Below are 2,808 nucleotides of genomic sequence, written 5' to 3'. Positions count from 1 at the left end.
CGTCGGCATGGCGGTCGGCGCCGCGGTCTGGGGCAATTGCAATTGGGGCGGCGGCTGGTCGAACTGCTGCGGCGGCTACGGTGACGTCGACGTCGACATCGACAGCAATCGCAACGTGAACCGCAACACGAATCGCAATGTCGACCGGCAAGGCCAACGGGGCCAGGGTCAACGCGGCCAGGGTGGTCGCGGCCAGGGTCAGCAGCGCTGGCAGCACAACCCGCAGCACCGTGGCGGCCAAGGCTACCGGAACCAGAACACGGCGCAGCGCTACCAGGGCGCGCAGAACTCGCAGCGGCGCGGGATGAACCAGCAGCAGGCGCGCGGGTACCAGCAGCGCGGTAGTCTCGAAGGCGCCGGCCAACGCGCCGGCCAACAACGCGCGGGTCAGCAACGGGCCGGCGGCCAGGGGGTGCGGCAGCCGAGCGCCGGGGCGCAGCGCGCTGGTTCCCGGCAGGGAGGTTCCGGCAGCTATGGCGGATCGCGCAGTGGCGGTGGCGCGTTCAGCGGCGGCGGTGGCGGCGGCGGCTTCGAGCGTTCGGCGAGTCAGCGCGGCGCGGCGAGTCGCAGTGGGTCCGGCGGTAGTCGCAGCTACGGAGGTGGTAGCCGGAGCGGCAGCTACGGCGGCAGTCGCGGTGGCGGCGGCGGGAGCTATCGGGGTGGCGGTGGCGGCGGTCGCGGTGGCGGCGGCGGCCGCGGTGGCGGCGGTCGTGGCGGCGGCGGCGGACGGCGGCGTTGAGAGAGGAGGACGCGCCATGCGTAGAACGACTGGAATCGGTATCGGACTCTTCTTCCTGAGCGCGCTTGCGGCGACGATCCCGACCTCGGCTTGGGCGGGGGCGGGGGCGCAGCGCAGGTTCGAGAGCGCGGAGGCGGCGGTCTCCGCTCTCGTCGATGCGGCGAAGATCGGCGACGGCAAACAGCTCGACCCGCTCTTCGGTCCCGGCGCGCAAGAGGTGCTGCCGTCGGGCGACCCCGTCGCAGATCGCGAAGCGCGCGAGTTCTTCGTCGAGCGTGCCGCCGAGCGCACGCACCTCGAGCGCGTCGGCGACGACTTCGCCGTCCTGAGCGTCGGCAACGACGACTGGCCGTTTCCGATCCCGCTCGTGAAGGAGGCGGCCGGCTGGCGCTTCGACACCGAGGCCGGGAAGACGGAGATCTTGAACCGGCGGATCGGGAGGAACGAGCTCTTCACCATCCAGGTCTGTCAGGAGTACGTGTCGGCGCAGCGCGACTACGCGGGCCGCATGCGCGCGGCCGGGGGCGTTTACGAGTACGCCCAGCGACTCCGCAGCACGCCCGGCAAACGCGACGGCCTCTACTGGGAGACCGGGGAGGGCGACGCGGAGAGCCCGATCGGTCCGCTCTTCGCCGACGCGAGCCGCGAGGGCTACCGGCCAGGCATGAACGCTACGCCCCAGCCGTTCCACGGCTACGTCTACAAAGAGCTCCACGCGGCGGGTCCGCATGCCCCGGGGGGTGCCCGCAGCTACATAAAGGAAGGAAGGATGACGCGCGGTTTCGCGCTCCTCGCCTATCCGGTGAAATACGGATCGAGCGGCGTCATGACGTTCATCGTGAACGAGCAGGGCATCGTCTTCCAGAAAGACCTCGGACCGAAGACGGCGGAGATCGCGGCGGGGATCACGGCGTACGATCCCGACGACTCCTGGGAGCCGACCGAGTGAGCGTGCGGCGGGCCGTCGTCCTCGCCGCCGCGCTGCTGGTTTCCGCGTTTGCAGCGTTTCCGGGGCGTACCGCCGCCGCGACGACCGTCAAGGACGAGTCCGCCTCCATCTGGCCGCGTCAGGACTACGCCGGGGATCTCCTCGGGCGCCGCTACCTCACCGGCGACTGGGGCGGGTGGCGGACCAGGCTCGCCGCGCACGGCGTCACCCTGAACGTCGACCTCCTGCAATCCTACCGCGGCGTCGTCGACGGCGGGCGCGACGAAAACGACGCCTACGGGGGCTCGGCCGACTACGAGCTGCACGTCGAGACCGAGCGGCTCGGGCTCTGGCCGGGCGGCTTCCTGCGCATCTTCGCCGAGTCGCGCTTCGGCGACTTCGTGAACCTGGACGCCGGGTCGCTGGTCCCGGCCGACACCGACGGCGTCTTCCCGCTTCCCGAGGACATCTCGACGCTCACGAGCGTGAGCTACATCCAGTTCCTGGCGCCCTGGGTCGCCGTCCTCGGCGGCAAGCTCGACACGCTCGACGGCGACCAGAACGCGTTCGCGAGCGGTCGCGGCAAGACGCAGTTCTCGAACCTCGCGTTCGTGCTGAACCCCGCCCTTTTTCGCTCCGTGCCGTACTCGGCGCTCGGGGGCGGAGTGCTCTTCGTGTTGCCCGACGAGCTCGGTACGCTCCAGGTGCTCGCGCTCGACGCGGGCGGCCGCCCCGACGTCTCGGGTTTCGAGGACGCCTTCGACAAGGGTACGGTGGTCGCCGAGGAGCTCCGCGTCGGGTACCGGCCGCTCGGCCTCCCGGGGCACGTCACGCTCGGGGGTTCGTGGTCGAGCCGGAACTTCGCCGTGCTCGATCAGGACCGCCGACTCGTCGTCGACGCGCTCATCGACCGGCGCTTCGGGACCGACTTCGCCGACGTCGAACGCGCCGGGGACGGCTGGGCGATCTACTACAATTTCGACCAGTTCCTGTGGGTCGAGAAGGACGATCCGACGCAGGGTGTCGGCCTGTTCTTCCGCTTCGCGCAAGCGGACGAGCGCACCAACCCGATCGAGCGCTTCTACAGCTTCGGCTTCGGCGGCAAGGGCATCGTCCCGACCCGCGACGCCGACACCTTCGG

Annotated in this window: 3 protein-coding genes; all 3 read left to right on the top strand. The window is 70.7% G+C overall.

The features are described 5' to 3' along the window. On the top strand, positions 1 to 739 hold a 739-nt coding region (locus IT293_12410; protein ID MCC6765454.1), incomplete at its 5' end, for a DUF3300 domain-containing protein. A gap of 16 nt (positions 740 to 755) precedes the next feature. Continuing rightward, complete coding sequence (locus IT293_12405; GenBank protein MCC6765453.1) at positions 756 to 1,688, top strand: DUF2950 domain-containing protein; 933 nt, start codon at positions 756 to 758, stop codon at positions 1,686 to 1,688. Continuing rightward, positions 1,685 to 2,808 (top strand): carbohydrate porin (locus IT293_12400; GenBank protein MCC6765452.1); only part of this gene is annotated, 1,124 nt, incomplete at its 3' end. The genes IT293_12405 and IT293_12400, both read left to right, overlap by 4 nt.

This window comes from Deltaproteobacteria bacterium (genome assembly GCA_020848745.1).
In the GTDB taxonomy this organism is placed as follows: domain Bacteria; phylum Desulfobacterota; class Binatia; order UTPRO1; family UTPRO1; genus UTPRO1.
This window is presented reverse-complemented; position numbering and strand designations above follow the sequence as displayed.

What these genes read in the sequence shown, in the direction of transcription:
- IT293_12405 (MCC6765453.1), top strand. Translation starts at nt 756, where the DNA reads ATGCGTAGAACGACTGGAATCGGTATCGGACTCTTCTTCCTGAGCGCG.